Genomic DNA, 15,322 nt, shown 5'->3' on the forward strand with positions numbered 1-15,322 from the left:
GAAGCGTATGGCGTTAAATCGGGGAAATTAACTAAAGGAATACAATCTACCTCCGATAAGCACCTCATATTATTACTCTAGGGGTTTGTTTTTAATGTTTAAAAAAATGAGAATAAGTGTTGGCTTATCTTTGATTATTTGTGTGTTTAGCCTTGCGCTGCTTGGGGTGAGTGGTTTTAGCATGCAGGCTTTAACCAATAGTAAAGGTGCAACGTTTAGAATTGACCGTATTCAAGGCGATCAATTGGTGCCTTTATATTTAATCTATTCTGAGTTATTAAATACCCGTATTTACGCGCAAAATGCCGCATTACTGTTGGAAGCGAAGGCAGACGCCGGGGCCGATTTATTGAAGGCACAGGATTATCTTAAATCATCTGAAAAAAACATGGTCGCTTTAGGTAAAATTGTGTCATTGACCGCAGAAGGGCGGCGGTTACGTAAGAATATTGATACGACTTATGCTGATTACATTAACAATGGTATCAAACCAATGATGCAAACATTGCGTGATGGTAATGTGGCTGCTTATTACAATCTAGGACCGAGTGTTGTTCCTAAAAGTGAAGCTTTACGCAATAGTTTGTCTGAGTTCGAAACTTTTGCAAAAAATCTGGGCGAAAAAGAAATCGAGGGCGTAACCGCTTCTTATCGCCAAAATATGTGGATTATTGGCGGGGCATTGTTGTTGACGTTAGGCTTAATCCTTATGGCCATCAGATTTGCCAAACAGATTATTTTTTCCCCGATTAATGAAGCTCGCCAGCTATTTGGAAAGATATCCCGAGGTGATTTATCGAGTGTTATTCCGTTACAGCCCGCTACCGAAATGGGAGGGTTGCTAACCGCGTTAGACGATATGCAGCAATCGCTGAAGGGTATTGTTTCAGGAGTGAGAGAATCATCCGCCGTTATTACTATTGGGACGCGGCAGATATCCGCCGGTAATCAGGATTTCTCATCCAGAACGGAAGAGCAGGCGGCTTCGATTGAACAAACTGCCGCCAGCATGGAGCAACTGACTTCTTCGGTTAAACAGAATACCGACAACACCAGACTCGTCACGGCGATGGCGGATAATATGGCAGTGTTGGCGCGCAAAAATGGAGAAAATATTACCGATATCACGGCGAAAATCTCAGCGATTAACGAAAGCTCTGAGAAAATCTCCAATATTATTGGCGTGATTGACTCTATCTCTTTCCAAACCAATATTCTGGCGCTAAATGCCGCCGTTGAGGCGGCAAGAGCGGGTGAGGCAGGTAAAGGTTTTGCCGTTGTTGCCTCCGAGGTGCGTAACCTGGCGCAGCGGAGTGCAGTATCAGCAAAAGAAATAAAAGAGTTAATTGAAGACTCAGTCAGCAAAATCAAAGAGGGTTCTGATATGGCCTCACAGTCGGGTGACGATATGAAAACCCTGCTGAATGAGGTCGATCAGGTGAAGAGCTTGATCGACAGTATTGCTTTTGCGTCTGACGAACAAAGCCGTGGGATTGAGCAGGTCAATATTGCGATTGTGCAGCTGGAAGAAGTCGCCCAACAAAATGCAGCATTGGTTGAAGAAGCCTCCGCTGCCACGCTATCGCTCGCTGAACAGGCCGATACTTTAGACGCTTCGATGCAGGTTTTTACCTTAACCAAAGCGCATGAATAACCTTCGCTATTAGTTTTATCGAAAAATCTGACCGCCTTATGGCGGTCATGATCATTGAAATCGGCGGGCTGATCAGAGGGGCAGTTTTAATGAATCTCAAGTAGGGTTCCAATATTTTTTTGAAATTTATCTGTATTTTTTAATTGATTAACGTCAATGTAAAGTCTAATAATGATTTATAATATGTTGTTTATTTATTATTTCATGCTTGGTATATTGTTAGTTCATTACTTATTTCCCTCTATCATGCCATTTTAATTCCTGCCAGTAACTTTAATTACATAACGCCTAAATAACTTATTTAAACTAAACTTGTCGATTGTTTCACAATTACGTTACACGTTTATTTAAATGCTGTTCTTTTCGTTTTTTTAAAGTGTTAGTTTATCTGCAAGTTGACACCAGGGCTAAGTGGGATTTTATTGAGTGACTGTCCGTGAGATGTTTTATTGTCTGACAATATACGATGGGATGAAATGAAACCTCGTAGCCGTTTCCTATCTTATCCAGGAATTCTAATAATAGCAGGTTAAAATGAAAAGAATAAATCAGGATGTAATTTGTTCTAATAGTGAAGCAACTGAAAGCAATGGGACCAAAACACTTTCCATGAAGTTATTCGGTGGTATTTCAAACAGGGATATCAATGCGGTACCTTTGGCTTTATTCATTGCTATTGCTGCCATTGTCGTTACGTCATCTTATTCTAATCTTTTGCCAAAAAACATGATTGGCGGCCTAGCCATTATTATGACGCTTGGCTTTATTCTGTCTCACATTGGTCGCCGGATTCCAGTACTGAAAGATATTGGCGGGCCAGCTATTCTGTGTCTGATGGTACCTTCGGTTCTGGTCTATTTTGGCGTATTTCAGACCAATACCTTAGATACCGTACATCTGTTGATGAAAGAGGCCAATTTACTGTACTTCGTTATTGCCTGCCTGGTCGTGGGTAGTATTCTGGGGATGAATCGCGTAGTACTGATTCAGGGCATGATGCGGATGTTTATTCCCTTGGTAGTGGGAACTCTCGCTGCGGTGGCTTCCGGTCTGCTGGTTGGAAAACTGTTCGGCTATAGTTTCTATCACACATTCTTCTTTATTATCGTACCAATTATCGGTGGGGGTATTGGCGAAGGTATATTACCGCTGTCATTAGCTTACTCGGCAATTTTGGGTGAGTCTCCAGATGTGTATGTGGCGCAATTGGCTCCAGCGGCAGTTGTGGGTAATATTTTCGCCATTATTTGCGCCGGAGTATTGGCCAGAATAGGCTCTCGTCGTAAAGATCTGAATGGTGAGGGTATGCTGATTCGCAATGCAGAAGACAATGCAGTATTTACTTCACAAGAAGGGCCGCAACAAGCTGACTTCCAATTGATGGGCGGCGGGTTGTTAATGATTTGCGCCTTCTTTATCGTTGGCGGATTATTTGAAAAGCTGGTGCATATTCCAGGCCCCGTTTTAATGATTCTGATTGCAGTTCTGTGCAAATACTGTCAGGTCATTCCGGCTAAAATGGAACTGGGTGCGCACAGTTGCTACAAGTTTGTTTCAACCACTTTGGTTTGGCCGTTAATGATTGGTTTGGGTATGCTGTTTGTTCCGCTGGAAAGCGTCGTTGCGGTATTCTCGTTTGGTTATATCGTAGTGTGCGGTGCGGTGGTGCTTTCCATGGCAACCATTAGCTTCTTTATTGCTCCGTATCTGAATATGTATCCTGTGGAAGCATCCATTGTAACCAGTTGCCATAGTGGACTGGGCGGTACTGGCGATGTGGCTATTCTTTCGGCCTCTAACCGTATGTCATTGATGCCTTTTGCTCAAATAGCGACCCGGATTGGCGGGGCGTCAACGGTGATTGGTGCGACGTTATTATTAGGATGGATTGCCTGATTGCAGGAGTGAAAAAGCCACCGGTGCTCAATGTAACCGGTGGTTTTTGCTACATAGGGGTTATTCGCAGTATTGCTGCAATGCCGGAAGCTGGTCAGGCATTAATCGGTAAAGGTATACGGGGCGCCCTGTGGCACCGTAGAGAACGTGAATACTCAATACTGCCGTTTCTGACAAGAAGATGAGATATTTGCGACAGGATACTCGAGATACACCAATAGCATTGGCGAGTTGTTCTGTGGAGAATTCGCTGGTCTGGTTAGCCACAATCCATTCGCACACGGTACGTAAAGTCTGACTGGTCAATCCCTTAGGCAGTTTTTTCCGCTCACCGGTATTACGACTGTCTCGGCGCAATAGTTTATCTATATCTGATTGGGCATAGTTATCGCGCTGTTCCAGCAGGCGATGCTGACGTCGATAAACCGACAGCGCCTCTTCAAATCGGGCAAACTGGAAAGGTTTTATCAGGTAATCGACCACGCCGTACTGCAGGGCTTTCTTTATGGTATTGACGTCGCTCGCAGAGGAAATAACGATAACGTCGGTGTGCTCGCTAAATTCCCGCAGCGTGGGTAGCAAGTCTAACCCGTTATCTTGCCGCATGAAAACGTCTAAAAGTACCAAATGAATCGGCGTTTCGGATTGCATTAGCCTTTCTCGCGCCGCCTGTAGCGATGACACTACCCCGCAACAGGTAAATCCATTGACCTGACTTAAATAGCATTTATTCAGCTCGGCCACCATGGCGTCGTCGTCCACTATCAACACATTAATCATGATTTACCGCACTGATTTTATAAGGGATTTTAATAAAGAACTGAGTGTGACTTCCTGCCTCAGACTCGAATTCAAGTGTACCACCCACGGCTTCTAGGCTTCGTTGTACCAGTGTTAATCCAATACCGCGTCCATTTCCTTTTGTCGAAAAGCCTTCCTTCAGGATCTGGGATTGGCAATCAACCGTAATGCCTGGCCCATTATCACTCACTTCACAATGCAAGATATCGTCGACCAGATGAAAGCTAACGTTGATTTCTTTCTGCGGCATATCCGACATGGCATCTAACGCATTTTCAATCAAATTGCCAAGAACAGTTATTAGTGTGGTGGTGGTTTGTTCATCTGCAGTATCCGGCAGACGGCTATCTTCACTGACCAGCAATGTAATATCCATGTCCCGCGCCCGATTAATTTTCGCCAACAGGAAGCCTGCGATCACCGGGGATTTTATTTTAAATAGCAAAGAGCCGATCTCTTCCTGATAATTATCGGCCGTTTTAAGAATATAGTCTTCTAACTGCGGATAGTGTTTCATATGCAGCAGACCAAGAATAACATGAAGTTTATTCATAAATTCATGGGTTTGTGTTCTTAATGCGTCGGCATAATTGACCATGCCGGTTAAACGTTGCATCAAATGGCTAATTTCAGTTTTATCGCGGAAAGTTGCAATAGCGCCAATGATATCGCCATTCACCACCACTGGGACGGTATTGGCCAGCAGCATACTGCCGTTGAAATCTATTTCCTCATCGCGGCGAGCAATACCCGTGGTCAGCACCTGTTGTAGATTGAGGCGGTCTGGCCAATATTTGCTGGCATTATCCAACAGAAGGTTTTCCAACGGACCATTTTGCTTAAACAAGCGTTTGGCTTCGTGATTGACCAGAGTGATGCGGCAATCAGTATCAACGGCGATAACTCCTTCTTTGATCGATTGCAGCATGGCATCACGCTGTTCAAACAAATTGGATATTTCGTAGGGCTCAAAACCAAACATAATTCTTTTTAAGGCTTTGACTAAAAACCAGGTGCCGAGGCTGCCAACAAATATTCCGAATAGAATCGTCCAGGGAACGCTCCAAAGATTTTCATGAATAACTGATTGGATGTTGAGCAACGAAATGCCGACGGCGACTACGCCAATTTGCTGATGATTTGCATCATAAACAGGGGTGAAAATACGTAGGGCTGGCACTAAGGTTCCACGATTAATCGCGCTGCTTTCTTCCCCAAGCAATGCGGGTTGCAGATCGTCCCCAATAAAATGTCGTCCGATCATTTTAGTATTAGGGTGCGAGTAACGAATGCCGTCCATATCGGTGACGACGATAAATAATAGTTCGTTGCTCTTACTGACGCTTTCAGCAAAGGGTTGAATTTTATCCTTATCCTCAGTGTGACTTAATCCATTGATCACAATAGGGGATAATGCGAGAGTACGAGCAACCGCAAAGGATTTTTCTTTGAGATTATTCTGCGCAATATGGCTGATTTGGATAAAAAACAGCGTGTGTACTGCCAATAGAACCGAAATTATAACCACAGAAACCATAAGTGTTACTGAGGTGCCAAGCCGCAGCGGTTTTTTTTGCCTGCGCGCCGGTTTTACAACGTCCATGCCATGCTCCAGAGATATCCATCAGAAAAACCCTTCTAGAGTTGATAGATATTTTATGAATTAGTTCAAACTATTAGATTAATACCAACGAGAAAAATAAGCTGTGATGCAACACGAGATAAAGCGGGGATGAGAAAAAAGGTGAAGGATATAAACCGCGATCTGACCATAACTAGCCATCTTCCGTGACGCTCTGAATCCACTGCTGTAATAAGGTTAATGATTTTTCAAGATTATATCACATGAAATATGTGATGATGAATTAATTTACTTACTTAACCGAATTATTGCTTAGATATCGTCATTTGCATTATAAAAACAGCGGCTTGTCAGTTTTGGGCTAAAAAGTCAGGGGCGTGAATACACTCAGCGTTTAATTATTATTACTTACTCATATTCGCCAGACTTAAATTTATTATATTTCATTAGTTTTATAGTGATAAAAATTTATTAAATAAATTAGGTATGATAATTATTATATAGAAGTGGTATTTAGCTATCATGCGCCATGAGAGCTTTTTGAACAACAGAGACTAGATGGATGTGTATATGGTTTTCCCCATTAATTGTAGTGACGCTGGATTACTCTTAAGCAGGTTTTCTGAGTGTAAAAGAGTGACTGAAAAGAGTAGCAACCAAGCAGAACCCACGGCCCAGCGGATAGTTGTTGGCGTTTTGTTTTATCCTCCTGTTCCTGTTTACCCCTGACCGTTGGCAAAAAAGTACCGCCGTCTGAAACATTTCATGGAATGACTCTGGCTGAGAAACCATTCATTTAAACAAGATTTAGAAGAATCCAATTCATAAAAATAAATTGGGTCTTTACGCTTCACCATGATGAAAATCTATAAGGAACCCTTTTCTACTTAATATCTGCAACGTGCCCGTAAGATAAATCACATGAATTTTTGGAGCAATAATGACTTTTATGAAAGGACGCTTAGGGAAAATAAATTTAATTTTACTTATTGGATTATCTATTTGGTTTTATCCCACACCCGCAACGGTAGACCCTAAAGCCTGGGGGTTAATGGCTATATTTACCAGCACCGTCATTGGATTGATTATTTCTCCTTATCCTTTAGGTGCGATGGCGATATTCAGTTTGACACTATCGGTTGCGACCGGGCTAGTTGGAATTAAAGATATTCTAGCCGGTTTTGGTGAGCCGATTATCTGGATGATTGCCTGTGCTTTCTTTATTTCACGAGGGTTTATTAAAACCGGTTTTGGCAGACGAGTGGGCTATTTCTTTATCAGTAAATTTGGTCACAGTTCACTGGGCCTGGCTTACGGACTGGTGCTGACCGATCTGATATTCGCTCCAGCCATGCCGTCAACGTCGGCAAGAAGTGGCGGCATTGTCACGCCGATATTTCGCTCAATTTCTGAAGCTTACGGTTCGACGCCAGAAAATGGCACCGAACGGCAAATCGGCGCTTTTCTCATTCAATGTGTCTTCCAATGCAATGCGATAACCTGCGCGATGTTTTTGACGTCGATGGCTGGGAATCCGATGATCGCCAAATTAGCCAGCGAAATGGGAGTCACAATCACATGGGGAGGATGGGCGTTGGCCGCCAGCGTACCAGGGCTAATTTCTTTAGTGATTATCCCATTGTTACTTTACCGTTTTTACCCGCCGGTATTAAAAAAGACGCCGGAAATGAGAGCCATTGCCTGTGAGAAATTAAAAGAAATGGGGGCGATGAGCCGCCATGAATGGATTGTTTTGTGCGTGTTTATTTGTCTGGTTGCTTTGTGGGTTAGCGGCGCTACGCTGAATATCGATGCCACTTTAACTGCGTTTATTGGATTAACCGCGTTACTGTTGACCGGAACTTTAACCTGGGATGATGTCGTGGCAGAAAAAGAAGCCTGGCATGCCATGATCTGGTTCTCGGTATTATTAACCTTGGCCAGCCAACTGAATAAGTTAGGGTTGATTAAATGGTTTGGTGGAATCGCGGCTACCTGGGTGGATGGCATGAATTGGGTTCCCATGCTGGGAGTCTTATTGCTGGTTTACTATTATATCCACTATTTTATGGCGAGTGCGATTGCTCATATCAGCGCGATGTACGCCGTGTTTGTTTCTATTGCTATCTCTGCGGGCGCTCCGCCAATGTTGAGCGTACTGGTCTTTGGTATTTTTAGTAATTTATATATGGCTACAACGCATTATTCCGGCGGGCCTGCGCCGATCCTCTTTGGCTGTAATTATGTGCCATTGAGTACCTGGTGGAAGATTGGATTCCTGCTCAGTCTGGCCATTATTCCTATTTGGTTGATTATTGGCAGTTTATGGTGGAAAACCATCGGCTACTGGTAATCCGATTATGGTGGAAAACCATCGGCTACTGGTAATCCGATAGGTTTTATACGTTCAGGGCCGATATTGATCAATAAAGGCCCTCAACCAGCGAAAAATATGGCGCACAGGGTATCGGCTACTCGGTTATGTGGCCCGGAGCACGATCGCCAGTCTTCAGGCAATTCTGGTATCCTTCATTACTGAAACGGTTGGCATCAAGGTTAAGGGAGTATTCGCAGGGGAGGCAATGAGATGTTGGCGCGGAAGGGGATTCCGTCGCCATAGCCGGTGGAGAGAAACGGGCCAAAACTGCGGCCAACATTTGATAGAGTCTTTTCATTCTTGTTACCCTCATGATGATCTCGGTGAATGATAGGTTAGTTACGTCCTGTAATGATAACCATTATCAATAATAATCATAGAGCATCATTTATCCACCTTCAAACCCTAATAAGGAATCGTAATGGAATGGAATATTGCGCGTTCCTGATGATGTTTCCTTTCTCAGTTGGGACATAAAACTTACCAGAGCGCCACCGACGTGCCGCGTCATCTTCTGGTAAACGTTCTTTTCTACGGATTAACCATTCGGTTTTTCACACTGTATTAGCGATTAATTGACGTTATTTCAGAATGTATCCAGAGATTTCATCTTCAGTCTTGGAGAAAAAAATACCCCTGAAATAAATGTATATAAAAGGTATTCCATTCCAAATGAGAATTGTATTGATAATCATTACTGTTATGTATAATAATGCATTCAACATCTATTAGGTTGGAGGTAGAAGGTGTCAAATACAGAGAATTTAATTACACCTTCACCTGTAGGGGTAATAGCAGATATCGCGCAGCTCTTTGAGCAAACCTTTGCTCATTTTTCTGTAACGTTTAAAGTGAATTCCGATAATATCCCTTCCAAAAGTATGAGTTTCAATCATTGGTCAAATGAAGATAATTTTCCGTCACTGATGGAAATTTATCAAAATGAGTATTACGGCATCAATAATATAAAGCCGAATCAGAAGGCACTTTATTCACTATGGACACAATGGTATTTCGGTTTGGTTATTCCTCCAATGATGTTGTTATTAATGGAATATCCGCAGGAAATTGACTCCGACTGTCGAAACTTTAAAGTGGAATTTCATGATAGTGGCAGGCCAGATATTATTTACTATCAGCTAAAATGGAAAGGTCAGAGCGCGGAAAATTTACTAGAACGCTATTATGCACTGATTAATAACCATGTTATTCCAATAGCTAATAAAATTGAGTCCTATCAGGGTATAAACGGGAGATTACTGTGGAATAACATCGGATACCTGATGTATTGGTATCTGGGTGAGTTTAAAAAACGCATGAAAGAAGATGTTTATCAGTCTGTTATTCAAGGTCTTTTTATGACTATGACCTTGCCAGACGGCCGCGAAAATCCGCTTTATCGCACGGTTATACTACGTAATGACACCCTGCAGCGCCGTAGCTGTTGCCAGCGTAATAAGCTACCGGGCGTGGGTAATTGTCATGATTGTCCGCTCGAAATAACGCTATAAAGGTATTATTTATTCTGAAATAACCTCTTGCTTCTGGCCGGTGGTTTTTGTAGTGACTATTTAACTCTCTCTTAGAGTTGTCGACTATATACCCAGTTATCATTGCTTATAATAAAAATATCATGGAACAGTAATCTGAGCGCATCTATATATATTATAAGGATATATCATGTACGGAGTAGCCCATACTGAAACCCCTTTTTTATCGGAAAGTGGTGATATAAGTGAGGTGCTTTATTTGGGGAGCTTTCTAAATAAACAAAGTGCCGATAATTATCAGGAAGGAGTTAATAATGTCACTGAAAGAATTAAGGGCATATTAAACGTTGTTGATAAACCCTTTAGCGGGATATTACCGAATGAATTGTCACCGCTTATTTCTGGAATAAACCTGGATAATCCGCTGCCCTCACTCGATTCTGCGCTGGATGAATTACAACAGCTGTATATTAAAGATGCTGTTTATTTTCATCATCCTAAATATGTAGCGCATTTGAATTGCCCTGTGGTGCTGCCGGCGGTGTTTGGGGAAAGTATTATTGGTGCGATTAACTCCTCTTTAGATACCTGGGATCAGAGCGCAGGTGGTACGCTGATTGAACAGAAAGTGCTGGATTGGACCCGAGATAAAATAGGGTTAGGTGAAGAGGGGGATGGGATTTTCACCAGCGGCGGAACTCAATCGAACTTAATGGCTATGTTACTGGCTCGCGATCATTTTTGCCATCAGCGAGACCCGGCCCATAAAAATCAATTGCAGGGACTCCCAGCCGATTTTCACAAATTCCGCATTTTCACATCGGCGGTTAGCCACTTCAGCACGCAAAAAGCGGCCGCATTATTAGGCTTGGGTTACAACGCAGTGGTTCCTATTCCATACGACAGTGAATTTAGAATGGATACTCACGCCTTGGAGTTAAGTATCGAACGCTGTCTGGCACAGGGAAATATCCCTTTAGCGGTGGTGGCGACCACGGGAACCACTGATTTTGGCAGCATCGATCCTCTACGTCCTATTGCAGCGTTAGCTCAGCACTATGGTCTTTGGCTGCATGTTGACGCGGCCTACGGTTGCGGCTTACTGGTTTCTTCCCAGCATCGGCAACTGCTCGCCGGTATTGAGATGGCGAACTCGGTGACCGTGGATTACCATAAATCCTTTTTCCAGCCGGTGAGCTGTAGCGCCTTCTTTGTTAAGGATAAACAGCATTTTTCCTATTTGACCTATCACGCCGAGTATCTCAATCCGTTAAGCGCATTACAGGAAGGAACACCCAACCTGGTGAATAAAAGTATCCAGACCACGCGGCGATTTGATGCCCTAAAGATGTGGCTGACGCTGCGTATTATGGGTGCAAAGCAATTGGGGCTGGCTTTTGAGCGATTAATGGAGACCGCGCAGGTCGCTTATCAATTAATGCAGCCTAACCCGTATTTTGAACTGTTGCATCGACCCACGTTGAGCACGCTGGTATTCCGTTTTATACCGCTGGATTCCCGCAGTGATGCAGAAATCGATCTCACCAATGCATATATTCGTAAGGCGTTATTCCGAGAGGGAAATTCGGTCATTGCCGGGACCAAAGTCAATGGCCGTCAGTATTTAAAATTTACCTTTCTGAATCCGACTACGGGGATTCAGCATTTAAATGAAATTATCGATGCCATTATGACCCACGGGCAGAACTATGCGGATCAGCATCACGTCGCCGCGCTAAACAAGGAATGATTATGTCCATGCGACCTTATGATTTTATTGCCATCGGCATTGGTCCTTTTAATCTTGGATTGGCATGTTTAACCCAACCGCTGAACGATGTTCATAGTTTATTCATCGATCAAAATCCGGGTTTTGACTGGCATCCAGGGATGATGCTGGAAAGTGCAACTCTACAAACGCCCTTTATGTCGGATCTGGTGACGTTAGCGTCGCCAACGCACCCGTTGAGCTTTTTAAATTACATCAAACAGCAGGGCAGAATTTATTCCTTCTATATTCGGGAAAATTTCTTTCTGATGCGTAAGGAATATAACCAATATTGCCAATGGGCTGCCGCGCAATTGCCTAACCTGCGTTTCAATACTCGGGTTGAAACTCTGGAGTATGATGAGGAAACCGCACTGTATAAGCTGCGTTGTCTGGATTTGCGCACCGGCGATTATTACGAATGTCAGTGTAAAAAATTGGTATTAGGCACTGGGCCATCGCCGTGTATTCCAGAATGCTGCCAACCTTTTATCGCGAAAATGGTGACTTCTGGCGATTATCTGGATAACAAAGCGGCCTTGCAGAAGAAGGCCTCTATTACCTTGTTAGGCAGCGGACAGAGTGCGGCGGAGATTTTTTACGATCTACTCAGTGATATAGATCGCTTTGGTTATCAACTCAACTGGCTCACACGTTCCCCCCGTTTCTTCCCACTGGAATACACCAAGCTAACGTTGGAAATGACATCACCGGAATACGTCGATTACTTTTATAACCTCCCGGCAGAAAAGCGCGATGAGCTGAATCTGACTCACAAACAATTGTACAAAGGCATTAATAGCTCGTTGATCAATGACATTTTCGATCTGCTGTACACCAAGCGTTTGGACGGTGTCCTAAATGTGAATTTGTATACCAATAGCGAATTACAGCTGGTGGAGGAAAATAGTAATGGCAAAGGACTGAGTCTGTCTTTATTACAGCATGAACAGAATCAGCCGTTCACTTTGGCGTCCGAAAGCGTGGTATTGGCGACTGGGTATCAATATCAGCCGCCGTCGTTTATTGAAGGTATTCGCCAGTTAATCCGTTGGGATAATAAAGGCCGATACGACGTTCAGCGCAATTACAGTATTGATCGCCGCAACAGTATTTTTGTGCAAAACGTCGAGCTGCATACCCATGGTTTTGTTACGCCGGATTTGGGAATGGCCTGCTACCGTAATTCCTGTTTAATCCGCGAAATAACCGGAGTTGAACATTATCCTATTGAAGAAAGCATTGCTTTCCAGCGTTTCAGCGTGCCAGAACAGGGAGTCACACAATGACGCAGGCGACGGCGAAAATGAACCCACTGACGCCAGTGGAAAGCGGCGATTTCACACTGCGACCTTTAGATTTGATGCAGGATATTGGCTGGCTGAGTCATTGGGTCAGTCGCGAATATGCCCAGTACTGGGGAATGCAAAATCATAGCGAGTCACAGGTATTGGCGTTTTATCAGGAATTACTCGACCGGAAGCCGGGCAGCGTATTGGTTGGGATGAAACACCAGCAGCCTGCCTTTTTGCTGGAACGTTATCTCGCCAAAGAAGATGTCATTGCTGAATATTATCCGGCGCTGCCGGACGATGTCGGCATGCATATTTTAGTCGCTCCGCCGGTAAATAAAGTGGCAGGTTTCACTTGGCGTGTATTTCAAAGCATTATGGCGTTTATTTTCAGCGATCCACTGGTGGCGCGTATTGTAGTGGAGCCGGATGTACGAAATGAGAAAATTCATCGCCTGAATAAACTCGCCGGTTTTGTTTATCAGCAACGGTTAGAAATGCCTCACAAGACGGCATGGCTGGCTTTTTGCACCAGAGAACAACATCAACTTGCGCTTCAGTCTGCGCGTCAACTGGAGCGTCAATGATGATAGCCAACTCCGTCGTTGCCATTCAGCCCCACGGGTTAGCCGTGGCGCATTTGCAGCCGTCACTATGGCAAAAAGTGAATCGTTTGCACTTGTGTAAAGCTATTTCCGAGTTTTCCCACGAGCGCATATTCGCTCCTGAGATATTAATGAGTCGACAGGACGGTGAGGGTTACCACTCTTACCAACTGGCTACGTCAGATAACCGGATTCGTTACGTTTTCCGCGCCCGCCGGTTGGCACTGGATCACTGGCTACTGGATCCTTCGTCTTTGCAGAAAACCGTTGATGGGCAGCTGGCCGATTTGGATTCGCTGTTATTTATCATTGAATTTAAACAGGAACTTGGCATTAGCGATGCGGTGTTACCGACTTATCTTGAGGAGATTACCAGTACCTTATACAGCAGTGCGTATAAACACAGTCGGGTGGGTATTAGCGCGTCTGAACTGGTCAACGCCAACTTCCAGTTATTAGAACAGGAAATGATGGAAGGTCATCCTTCCTTTGTCGCCAATAATGGACGCATTGGTTTTAATGGGCAGGATTTCCAGCAGTTCAGCCCGGAGGCCGCTTCGGACATTCATTTGGTCTGGCTGGCCGCGCATAAAAGCAAAGCGCATTTTGCCAGCATCGAACAGCTAGATTATCGGCAACTGATGCTGCAAGAGTTGGGCGAGGAAGCGCTGGCGGAATTTGAACAACGGCTGATCGCCAAAGATCTCAATCCGCAGGATTATCTGCTGATGCCGGTGCATCCATGGCAGTGGCTGAGCAAGGTGTCTTCGGTATTTGCTGCGGATATTGCTAACCAAATGCTGGTGTTCTTAGGGACGGGGAAAGATGTCTATCAGGCTCAGCAATCGATTCGGACTTTTTTCAATCGGAGCGAACCGTTACGATATTACGTAAAAATGGCGCTATCTATCCTGAATATGGGCTTTATGCGCGGATTGTCGCCTTATTATATGGCTACCACGCCGGGCATTAATGAATGGCTGTTTGAGCTGGTGGAAAATGATGAGACGCTGCGCTGCTACGGTTTTAAAATTTTACGTGAAGTCGCCAGCGTGGGTTTCCGCAACAGTTATTACGAACAGGCGGTGACCGGGGATACGCCGTACAAAAAAATGGCCGCAGCCTTATGGCGAGAAAACCCGCTGCAATTGATTCAGTCGGGTCAGCAGGTGATGACCATGGCGGCATTGCTGCATCTGGATCAGCAGGGCAAGGCGTTTTTGCCTGAGCTCATTACTGCCTCCGGATTGTCCACAGAGCAATGGATAGCTCGTTATTTACAATGTTATTTATCACCGCTATTGCACTGTTTGTATGCCTACGATCTGATGTTTATGCCCCATGGGGAAAATATCATTCTCGTGCTGGAGAACGCCGTCCCTCAGCATATCTTTATGAAAGATCTGGCAGAGGAAATTCTGGTGATGAATCCCGTCGCAGATTTACCGGAAAAGGCGCAGCGGGTCAAAGTGGATATGCCGGAGGATATGAAAACTCTGACCATTCTTTCCGATGTATTTGACGGCGTATTTCGCTATCTGGCGGCGATCCTCGATCAGCAGGGGAATTATTCAGAAGGGCGTTTTTGGGCTGCGGTGGCGAACTGCATTTGGGAATATCAACGGCAACATCCTGAACTGGCCGGGCAATTTGCACGTTATGAACTGTTTACACCCAAAATTAAGCGTTGTTGTCTCAATCGGTTACAGTTGGCCAATAATCGCCAAATGCTGGATTTAGCCGATCCGGCTCAGAGTCTGAAATTTGCCGACGATTTGATCAACCCATTAGTTGCTTTTGGAATACCTGCCGTCTAGTTATAAGTTACATCAATACTACTGTGCCCCGGAGGCAATT

Annotated in this window: 10 protein-coding genes; 8 read left to right on the plus strand and 2 right to left on the minus strand. The window is 44.2% G+C overall.

The annotated features are described in order from the left end of the window. The first annotated feature begins 94 nt into the window (after positions 1–94). Together PL78_RS03905 and PL78_RS03910 are read left to right on the plus strand one after the other, a co-directional pair. A complete protein-coding gene (locus tag PL78_RS03905; RefSeq protein ID WP_064513274.1) occupies positions 95–1,654 on the plus strand; it encodes a methyl-accepting chemotaxis protein in 1,560 nt (519 codons plus the stop codon). A 609-nt stretch (positions 1,655–2,263) separates the two neighbouring features. Then, a complete protein-coding gene (locus PL78_RS03910) occupies positions 2,264–3,550 on the plus strand; it encodes a 2-hydroxycarboxylate transporter family protein (RefSeq protein WP_371112907.1) in 1,287 nt (428 codons plus the stop codon). A gap of 60 nt (positions 3,551–3,610) precedes the next feature. Here PL78_RS03910 and dcuR read toward each other — a convergent pair whose 3' ends face one another. Together dcuR and PL78_RS03920 are read right to left on the minus strand one after the other, a co-directional pair. Further along, positions 3,611–4,330: a two-component system response regulator DcuR gene (dcuR, locus tag PL78_RS03915; protein WP_064513279.1), complete on the minus strand. Its 720-nt coding sequence runs from the start codon at positions 4,328–4,330 to the stop codon at positions 3,611–3,613. Beyond that, positions 4,323–5,954 (minus strand): sensor histidine kinase, encoded by a 1,632-nt coding sequence (locus tag PL78_RS03920; RefSeq protein WP_064513281.1) that lies wholly within the window; start codon positions 5,952–5,954, stop codon positions 4,323–4,325. Before PL78_RS03920 ends, dcuR begins: the two co-directional genes overlap by 8 nt. Positions 5,955–6,873: 919 nt before the next feature. Between PL78_RS03920 and PL78_RS03925 the strand changes: the two genes are divergently transcribed. The 6 genes from PL78_RS03925 (at position 6,874) to PL78_RS03950 (ending at position 15,282) form a co-directional block, all read left to right on the plus strand. Continuing rightward, positions 6,874–8,286 carry a DASS family sodium-coupled anion symporter gene (locus PL78_RS03925; protein ID WP_064513283.1) on the plus strand — a complete coding sequence of 471 codons (1,413 nt, stop codon included), beginning with the start codon at positions 6,874–6,876 and terminating at the stop codon, positions 8,284–8,286. A gap of 770 nt (positions 8,287–9,056) precedes the next feature. Continuing rightward, positions 9,057–9,821 carry a siderophore-iron reductase FhuF gene (gene fhuF / locus PL78_RS03930; RefSeq protein WP_064513285.1) on the plus strand — a complete coding sequence of 255 codons (765 nt, stop codon included), beginning with the start codon at positions 9,057–9,059 and terminating at the stop codon, positions 9,819–9,821. Between the two features lie 169 nt (positions 9,822–9,990). Next, complete coding sequence (locus PL78_RS03935) at positions 9,991–11,550, plus strand: pyridoxal phosphate-dependent decarboxylase family protein (RefSeq protein WP_064513287.1); 1,560 nt, start codon at positions 9,991–9,993, stop codon at positions 11,548–11,550. Between the two features lie 8 nt (positions 11,551–11,558). Next, on the plus strand, positions 11,559–12,857 hold the full coding sequence (locus PL78_RS03940) for a lysine N(6)-hydroxylase/L-ornithine N(5)-oxygenase family protein (RefSeq protein ID WP_084414374.1): 1,299 nt from the start codon (positions 11,559–11,561) through the stop codon (positions 12,855–12,857). Then, positions 12,854–13,447, plus strand: a complete 594-nt coding sequence (locus PL78_RS03945) for a GNAT family N-acetyltransferase (RefSeq protein WP_064513291.1) — start codon at positions 12,854–12,856, stop codon at positions 13,445–13,447. Before PL78_RS03940 ends, PL78_RS03945 begins: the two co-directional genes overlap by 4 nt. Continuing rightward, positions 13,444–15,282 (plus strand): IucA/IucC family protein, encoded by a 1,839-nt coding sequence (locus tag PL78_RS03950; RefSeq protein ID WP_167349939.1) that lies wholly within the window; start codon positions 13,444–13,446, stop codon positions 15,280–15,282. The genes PL78_RS03945 and PL78_RS03950 overlap by 4 nt, the downstream gene beginning before the upstream one ends. The last annotated feature ends 40 nt before the right edge of the window (positions 15,283–15,322 follow it).

Origin of the sequence: Yersinia entomophaga, from assembly GCF_001656035.1 — a bacterium.
GTDB lineage: Bacteria > Pseudomonadota > Gammaproteobacteria > Enterobacterales > Enterobacteriaceae > Yersinia > Yersinia entomophaga.

Bases quoted from the DNA above. Each gene is read 5' to 3' on its own strand.
- dcuR (WP_064513279.1), bottom strand. From the start codon at position 4,330: ATGATTAATGTGTTGATAGTGGACGACGACGCCATGGTGGCCGAGCTG.
- PL78_RS03920 (WP_064513281.1), bottom strand. From the start codon at position 5,954: ATGGACGTTGTAAAACCGGCGCGCAGGCAAAAAAAACCGCTGCGGCTT.
- PL78_RS03935 (WP_064513287.1), top strand. From the start codon at position 9,991: ATGTACGGAGTAGCCCATACTGAAACCCCTTTTTTATCGGAAAGTGGT.
- PL78_RS03925 (WP_064513283.1), top strand. From the start codon at position 6,874: ATGACTTTTATGAAAGGACGCTTAGGGAAAATAAATTTAATTTTACTT.
- PL78_RS03910 (WP_371112907.1), top strand. From the start codon at position 2,264: ATGAAGTTATTCGGTGGTATTTCAAACAGGGATATCAATGCGGTACCT.
- PL78_RS03945 (WP_064513291.1), top strand. From the start codon at position 12,854: ATGACGCAGGCGACGGCGAAAATGAACCCACTGACGCCAGTGGAAAGC.
- PL78_RS03905 (WP_064513274.1), top strand. From the start codon at position 95: ATGTTTAAAAAAATGAGAATAAGTGTTGGCTTATCTTTGATTATTTGT.
- PL78_RS03950 (WP_167349939.1), top strand. From the start codon at position 13,444: ATGATGATAGCCAACTCCGTCGTTGCCATTCAGCCCCACGGGTTAGCC.
- PL78_RS03940 (WP_084414374.1), top strand. From the start codon at position 11,559: ATGCGACCTTATGATTTTATTGCCATCGGCATTGGTCCTTTTAATCTT.